Origin of the sequence: Cellulosimicrobium cellulans (assembly GCF_042723955.1) — a bacterium.
Lineage (GTDB): Bacteria > Actinomycetota > Actinomycetes > Actinomycetales > Cellulomonadaceae > Cellulosimicrobium > Cellulosimicrobium cellulans_H.
Window position 1 is genome coordinate 50356 of the sequence record NZ_JBHXIC010000026.1, and the last position, 7126, is coordinate 57481.

7 protein-coding genes are annotated in these 7126 nt (G+C 75.0%); 1 reads left to right on the forward strand and 6 read right to left on the reverse strand.

The genetic code is table 11. The annotated features are described in order from the left end of the window. Nucleotides 1-23 precede the first annotated feature (23 nt). The 6 genes from ftsR to ACFWH7_RS09555 form a co-directional block, all read right to left on the reverse strand. On the reverse strand, nt 24-785 hold the full coding sequence (gene ftsR, locus ACFWH7_RS09530) for a transcriptional regulator FtsR (RefSeq protein ID WP_378216270.1): 762 nt from the start codon (nt 783-785) through the stop codon (nt 24-26). After that, nucleotides 782-1264 carry an FHA domain-containing protein gene (locus ACFWH7_RS09535; RefSeq protein WP_047234767.1) on the reverse strand — a complete coding sequence of 161 codons (483 nt, stop codon included), beginning with the start codon at nt 1262-1264 and terminating at the stop codon, nt 782-784. Before ACFWH7_RS09535 ends, ftsR begins: the two co-directional genes overlap by 4 nt. A gap of 176 nt (nt 1265-1440) precedes the next feature. Continuing rightward, on the reverse strand, nt 1441-2757 hold the full coding sequence (locus ACFWH7_RS09540) for a DUF881 domain-containing protein (RefSeq protein WP_378216271.1): 1317 nt from the start codon (nt 2755-2757) through the stop codon (nt 1441-1443). Next, complete coding sequence (locus ACFWH7_RS09545) at nt 2754-3086, reverse strand: small basic family protein (RefSeq protein WP_021483549.1); 333 nt, start codon at nt 3084-3086, stop codon at nt 2754-2756. The genes ACFWH7_RS09540 and ACFWH7_RS09545 overlap by 4 nt, the downstream gene beginning before the upstream one ends. Then, nucleotides 3083-4051, reverse strand: coding sequence for a DUF881 domain-containing protein (locus ACFWH7_RS09550; protein ID WP_378216272.1), 969 nt, complete (start codon nt 4049-4051; stop codon nt 3083-3085). The genes ACFWH7_RS09545 and ACFWH7_RS09550 overlap by 4 nt, the downstream gene beginning before the upstream one ends. Continuing rightward, the gene (locus ACFWH7_RS09555) at nt 4048-4665 is read right to left on the reverse strand and encodes a CDP-alcohol phosphatidyltransferase family protein (protein ID WP_378216275.1); all 618 of its coding nucleotides are present in this window, start codon (nt 4663-4665) and stop codon (nt 4048-4050) included. Before ACFWH7_RS09555 ends, ACFWH7_RS09550 begins: the two co-directional genes overlap by 4 nt. Nucleotides 4666-5064: 399 nt before the next feature. On the opposite strand from ACFWH7_RS09555, the gene ACFWH7_RS09560 reads away from it, so the two are divergent. Beyond that, on the forward strand, nt 5065-6978 hold the full coding sequence (locus ACFWH7_RS09560) for a DEAD/DEAH box helicase (RefSeq protein ID WP_378216273.1): 1914 nt from the start codon (nt 5065-5067) through the stop codon (nt 6976-6978). The last annotated feature ends 148 nt before the right edge of the window (nt 6979-7126 follow it).

Sequence of the window (7126 nt, forward strand, 5' to 3'; positions counted from 1 at the left end):
GCAAGGGTTGGTCGGCGCCTCCGTCAGCGCGTGAGGTCGTCGATCCCCTGGCGCACGAACACGGTGTGCAGCTGCGCGCAGAGCTCCCCGACCTCCGAGGCCACGGTGCCGGCGTGGGCACGCGCGGACGCGCTCTGCTGCCCGCGCCACGGCGAGACGACCTGGTGCACGAGGCTCACGTGCCGGTCGGCAGCGGTGCGCAGGGAGCGCAGGTGGCGCGGCTCGATGCCGTACTCCGCGAGCCCGGCGGCGAGCACGACCACGTCGAGCGAGCGTGCGTCGAGCTGGCCCCCCGGCGCCTGGCGCAGCACACCGGCCTCGATGAGGCCCTCGACGAGCTCACGCTCCACCCCCGCCGCGGACACGAGCGCGTCGAGCGTGTACCGCTGGCGCACGGCAGCCGAGCCGGGCTCGCCGTCGGTCGTCGCCAGGCGCGGGGCGAGGGCCTCGACGTCGGTGCCCGCGTCGAGCGCGGCGAGGCGCTCCTTGATGACCTTGAGCGGCAGGTAGCGGTCGCGCTGCTCGACGAGCACGAACCGCAGCCGCTCGACGTCCGCGGGGCTGTACTGGCGGTATCCCGACGCGGTGCGCACGGGCTCGATGAGCCCCTGCTCCTCGAGGAAGCGCAGCTTGGAGTGGCTGACGTTCGGGAACTCCGCCCGCAGCGCCCGCAGCACGTCGGAGATGCGCATGGTCGCGCGGCGCGAGATGCCCTGCGGCCACGGCTCCGCCCCGTCGGCGGGCTCGGGGGCCGTGGCGTGCGCGGCGCCCGTCGAGGCGCTCACGACCGGGGGGCCGTGCCGCCCGCCGGTGCCCCCGCGTGCGGGCTGGCGTGGAACGTGAGCCGGTACTTGCCGATCTGCACCTCGTCGCCCGTCGAGAGCGCGACGGCGTCGATCCGGCTGCGGTTCACGTACGTCCCGTTGAGCGACCCGACGTCGCGCACGAGGAAGTGCTCGCCCTCGCGCACGAACTCGGCGTGCTTGCGCGAGACGGTGACGTCGTCGAGGAAGATGTCCGCGCGCTCCGACCGGCCGGCGACGGTGCGCTCGGCGTCGAGGAGGAAGCGGGACCCCTGCCCGGGACCGCGCTGCATGATGAGCAGGGCGGAGTGGCGCGGCAGCGCCGCGACCGCGGCGTGCTCCTCGGGGCTCAGGCCACCGGGCTGCACGCCCTCCTCGATCGGGGCCTCGATCCGGCCGAAGCTGACCGTCGTGTCGCTACCCGCCCGGTTCGGCACCTCAGGACCGCCTGGGACACTCATCTCGCCTCCTCGGGGCTCACGCACGTCGTGCTCGACCTCGGAACACCGCACCGCCGGGCCGTGGCCCCGCCGTGCGGAACAGTGCTCGAAAACTACTACACCCGCAGGTCACGCGGTGCGCGCGACCCACGGTCGTCCCAACCTACCCCGGCCTGCGGGGATGCGGGAAGCCGCAGTCACTCGTCGGCCGGGACCGGGGTCGCGTACTGCGGCGCCCCGGGCTCGACGGTCGCGGTGACCTCGACCCGGTCCTGCTGGGTGATCGTCGTGCGCGCGCCGTCCGCGCGCAGCGACGCCATCGCGCCGCCGGGGATCTCGAGGGCCGTCTCGAGCGTCGACGGGTCGCCGATGACGTTCCACCGGTACGGCGAGGTGATCGTCTGCCCGTCGACCACGACGCCCTCGGCCGAGTCCTCGAAGTAGCTGCTCGCGACGAGCCGGACCCCGTTGACCTCCATCGCCTCCGCGCCCGCGTTGCGCAGCTCCTCGAGCACGTTGAAGAGCGCGAACGCGTCGAGCGCCTCCGTGCCCTCGACGACCTCGATCTCGACGCCCGGGCCCTCGGCGGGGAGCCGGCCGGACAGGATGCCGAGCGTCTCCGCCTGCTGCTCGGCGAGCTCGAGGGCGGCCCGCTCGCGCCCGGATCCCGACTGGAGCTCGTCCCGCGTCGACTCGAGCGAGGAGACCTGGTCCTCGAGCTCGCCGGAGCGCTGGGTGACGTCGTCGAGGAGGCGCACGAGGTCGCTCTGGCGCAGGGACGAGAGCTGGTCCTCCTGCGTCTGGCTCACCTGGACCACGAGCGCGAAGCCGAGCAGCGCGCACAGGACGCCGACGACGATCTGGGACCGGGACGCGCGGGGGCGCAGCGCGCGGCCGAGCCCGCGCAGCCCGCGCGGCTCCGGTCGCGTCGGGGAGCCGTGGCGGCCCACGGCGCCGACGGTCCCCGTCGTCGCGGGGGGTTCTGCCGGCGCCGAGGCGTCCGTGCCGGTGGTGTCCGCGGTCGCCGCGTCGTCGTCCGGTGCGGCGGCGGTACCCGCGGGATCGTCCGGTGCGGCCGTGTCTCCGTCGCCGTGGTCGTGGTCCTGGTCGGCGCCCTCGTGCGGACCGGCCCCTGCCGGGTCGTCGCCGGGCTCCTCGCCGACCGGGGTGGTGTCGGCTGCGGGCGGCTCGTCGCCCTCGAGCGTGCCGTCCGGTACCTCAGGTGCGTCGTCGTGCGCGCGTGCCGACACGTCCGCGGGCTCGCCGTCGTCGGCGCCGATCTCGTCCGGGGCGTCGTCGGCGGCCTCGCCGGAGGTCGCGTGCGGGGCCGCGGTCTCCCCCGGGGTCTCGGGCTCGGGCTCGGCGGGGACGCCCTCGAGGTCCGACGGGCGAGCGGTCTCGACGTCGTCGGTGGTCTCGTCGGTGGTCTCGTCGGTGGTGACGGGGGTGTCGTCCGGCGTCACGTCGTCGACGCCCTGGTCTCGGGGGTCCTGGGGGTCGCGGGTCACGCTCACGCCTTGAAGATGTGGCGCCGGATGGCGGCTGCGTTGGAGAAGATGCGGATGCCGAGCACGACGACGACGGCGGTGGAGAGCTGGCTCCCGACGCCGAGCTGGTCGCCGAGGAAGACGATGAGGGCGGCGACGACGACGTTCGACAGGAACGACACGAGGAAGACCTTGTCGTCGAACAGCCCGTCGAGGCGCGCGCGCAGGCCCCCGAAGAGGGCGTCGAGCGCGGCCACGACGGCGATGGGCAGGTAGGGCTGCAGCGACACCGGCACGGTGGGTTGCAGGACGAGGCCCGCGACGATGCCCACCACCAGTCCGACGACTGCGATCATTCGACGATCTCCTGCCCTGTCTCGTGCGGTTCCGAGCCCGTCCCGGTCCCGTCGGTCGTGCCGTCCGTCGTGCGGTCGGTGCTCCCGGCGGGCGTGTCGGAGTCTACGGTCGCCGGGGCCTGCGCGAAGAACAACGTCGGTGCGGACCGGCCGGGCAGGTCGAGGCGGCTCTGCGTCGTCACGCTGGACCGGATGCCGTACTGGGTCCCGAGGATCTGGAGGTAGTCCGACGTGCCCGAGCGCAGGAGGGAGGTGCGCAGGGTGTCGGGGTCGCCGATCGCCTCGACCCGGTAGGGCCCGACGAGGGGCTGCAGGTCGACGAGCACCGCGTCCCCGGCGGAGCGGATGGCCGACAGCCCGGTGAGGCGCTGGTCGTTGATCGCGACGGCCTCCGCGCCGCCGGCCCAGAGCGCGTTGACGACGCGCTGGAGGTCGGAGTCGTGCACGAGCGAGTTCGCGTCCACGGTGTCGGACGAGAGGCCGCCGCTGGTGTCGTCGAGCGTGACGACGACGCCCTGCCCCTCGACCGCCTGCGTGCCGGTCAGCGCGCCCTCCTCCTGGAGGCCCTGGAGCACGTCCGCGCTCGCGCCGCTGAGCGCCGCGCCCTGGAGCTGCTCGATCTCCGCGGACAGCTCCGCCCCGCGGGCCGTGAGCTCCTCGGCGGCGCCCTGCCGGTCGAGGATCTCCTGCTCCAGGGTCTCGCGGGCCGCGATGACGCCCGGCTGCGGGGCGCGCAGCTCGACCGCGGCCGCCGTCGTGACCACACCGAGGACGACCGCCAGGGCGACGAGGGCGACCGTGCCCGTGCGGCCACGGTGCGGTGACTGCCCCGCGGCGCGGCGCGCCGCGGCGTCCGCGTACCCGGGGTCGAGCGGGCGGTGCATGACCTCGTTGAGCAGCGTCATCGACGCGTCGACGGGAGCGCGGCGTGCGGCGGCGCCCGGGTCCGGACGGTTCTCGCTCACGGCGCCTCCCGCGTCGTCGTGCCGGTCTCGTCGGTGGCCGCCCGGTCGCGCACGACGAGCGCGCGCGTCTGCAGCACGTACTGGGCGCCCGCGAGCCAGTACAGGCCGACGCCCCACCAGGTGAACGCCCAGCCCGTGACCGCGGCGACGTCGCCCAGCCAGCCCGGCATCTCGGCCAGCAGCAGGAGCGGGAACGCGTACAGCAGCGCGAACGTCCCGGCCTTGCCCGCGAAGCTCACGGGCAGCGGCCCGTACCCGTGGCGCGCCAGCAGCGGCAGCAGCGCGGCGAGGAGCAGGTCGCGCCCGACGACGACCACGACGAGCCACAGCGGCACGACGTCGCGCCACGCGAGCCCCAGGAGCGTGACGAGGATGAAGAGCCGGTCCGCGGCCGGGTCGAGCATCTGCCCGAGGCGGCTCACCTGGTCGAGGCGCCGCGCGAGGACTCCGTCGAGCCAGTCCGACGCGCCCGACACCGCGAGCACGACGAGCGCCCACACGTCGTCGCCGCGCACGATGAGGACCGCGAAGACCGGCACGAGGAGCAGCCGCAGGAGGCTGATGACGTTCGGGACGGTCAGGACGCGGGAGCTGACCTGCTGCCCTGCTGACACACCCACCGCCCCGTGCTCACGTCGCGCCGTCGCGGCGACCTGCCGCGCGCGGACCATCCTACGTACCGGGCCCCCGCACCCGGACCCTCATTTCGCGGCGCGGCGCCCTCCCCGGGCGGAAATCACCCGTTTCGTCCGTCCCGACCGACCGCGGGACGGGGACGCGGTGAGGGACGTCACCGGGGACGGCCCGCTCGCCGACCGCTCCCTCCGGTAGGATGGCCACACCTCTGGAGTTCGTCGCTCGTCCCGCGTGTGTCCGTGAGAGCGGCCGTCCCCCTCGATCATCCCTGATCGTCCTGGTGGCCGGCCTGGTGTGTTCGGGAGTGCGACCTGCGAGAACCGTCCTGGTGACCGCACGCCACTCCACACCCCGAAACGAACGGTCCTCACCCCTTCATGACTGCTGACGTCCTCGCGCCCTCGCACGCCCTCGACCAGTCCGCCGACGCCGCCGCCGAGCGCGCGGACCAGACCCGCCCCGAGCCGACCGCGCCCGCCGGGCCCGTGTTCGCCGACCTCGGCCTGCCCGCTCCCCTCGAGCGCGCCGTCGCCGACCTCGGCTTCGTCACCCCGTCCGCGATCCAGGCCGAGGCCATCCCGGCGCTCCTCTCCGGCCGCGACATCACCGGCGTCGCGCAGACCGGCACCGGCAAGACCGCCGCGTTCGGCCTCCCGCTGCTCGCCGCGATCGACCCGTCCCTGCGCCGCGTGCAGGCCGTCGTCCTGACCCCGACGCGCGAGCTCGCGATGCAGGTCGCCGACGCCGTCGAGTCGTTCGCGACGCACCTGCCCAAGGTCGACGTCGTCGCCGTGTACGGCGGCTCCCCCTACCAGCCGCAGCAGCGGGCGCTCGCGGCCGGCGCGCAGGTCGTCGTCGGCACGCCCGGGCGCGTCATCGACCACATCGAGCGCGGCACCCTCGTGCTCGACGACGTGCGCTTCCTCGTGCTCGACGAGGCCGACGAGATGCTGCGCATGGGCTTCGCGGAGGACGTCGACACGATCTTCTCGCGCGCCCCGCGCGAGCGTCAGGTCGCGCTGTTCTCCGCGACGATGCCCGCTCCGATCCGCCGCGTCGCGAACGAGCACCTCACCGACCCGGTCGAGATCGCCGTCGCCCGCCAGTCCTCCACGGTGACGAGCGTGCGCCAGACGTACGCCGTCGTGCCGTTCCGGCACAAGACCGGCTCGCTCGTGCGCGTCCTGGCCACGTCCGACGCCGAGGCCGCGATCGTGTTCACCCGCACGCGCGGCGCCGCGGAGGAGGTCGGGTCGGCGCTCGTCGAGCGCGGCATCTCCGCCGCGACCATCTCGGGCGACGTCGCGCAGAAGGAGCGCGAGCGGATCGTGGAGCGCCTGCGCTCCGGTGCGCTCGACGTCCTCGTCGCGACCGACGTCGCCGCGCGCGGTCTCGACGTGGACCGCATCGGCCTCGTCGTGAACTTCGACCTGCCCGGCGAGCCCGAGGCGTACGTGCACCGCATCGGCCGTACGGGCCGCGCCGGGCGCACCGGCGAGGCCCTGAGCTTCGTCACCCCGCACGAGCGCGGTCGCCTGCGCGCCATCGAGCGCACCACCCGCACCCCGCTCGAGGAGATCGAGATCCCCTCCCCCGCGGACGTGTCCGCGCACAAGGTGCGGGCCCTGCTCGGCCAGGTCCCCGCCCGCCAGGAGGCAGGCCGCCTGTCCATGTACGCCGACATGGTGCGCACCTTCCTCGCCGAGCACGACGTCGACCCCGTCGACCTCGCCGCGGCCATGGCGGCGCTCGCGGTCGGCGACGACGGCCCCCGGGCCCGCGAGGAGCAGGAGCGGTTCGAGGCCGAGCGTGCCGCGGCACGCGAGCAGGCCAAGGCGCGCCGCACCGAGCGCACGGGCGAGCGCCCGCGCGGCGAGCGCGCGTCGGGCCGGCGCGAGGGCGACGGCACGCGCGGCATCCGCCGCGACGCCGTCGGCACCCGTTACCGCCTCTCCGTGGGCCACAAGGACGGCGTGATGCCCGGCGGGATCGTCGGCGCGCTGACGAACGAGGCGGGCCTCGCCGGGTCGGACGTCGGCAAGATCGACATCTTCCCGTCGTTCTCCCTCGTGGACATCACCGCGCCGCTCGACGCGGAGACCATGGACCGCATCTCCCGCGCCCGGGTCGCCGGGAAGGCGCTGCGCATCCGCCTGGACGAGGGCGCGCCCGCGTCGCGCGGGCCGCGCGGCGGGCACGGCCCGTCCGGTCGTCGCGACGAGCGTCGCGACCGCTTCGACCGTGCCGACGACCGGGGCGAGCGCAAGCCCCGCCACCGCACCGCGTACTGACCGCTCCGGCGTCCGCCGCCGGCGACGCGAGCAGACGAACGGCCCCGGATCCGCTGGATCCCGGGGCGGTGGGGTGGGGGCAGTGGCCCTGGCGCGTGAGGGGCGCGGTTACACGTGCGCCCCGCCGGGCGGCGGGTACAGCGCCCCG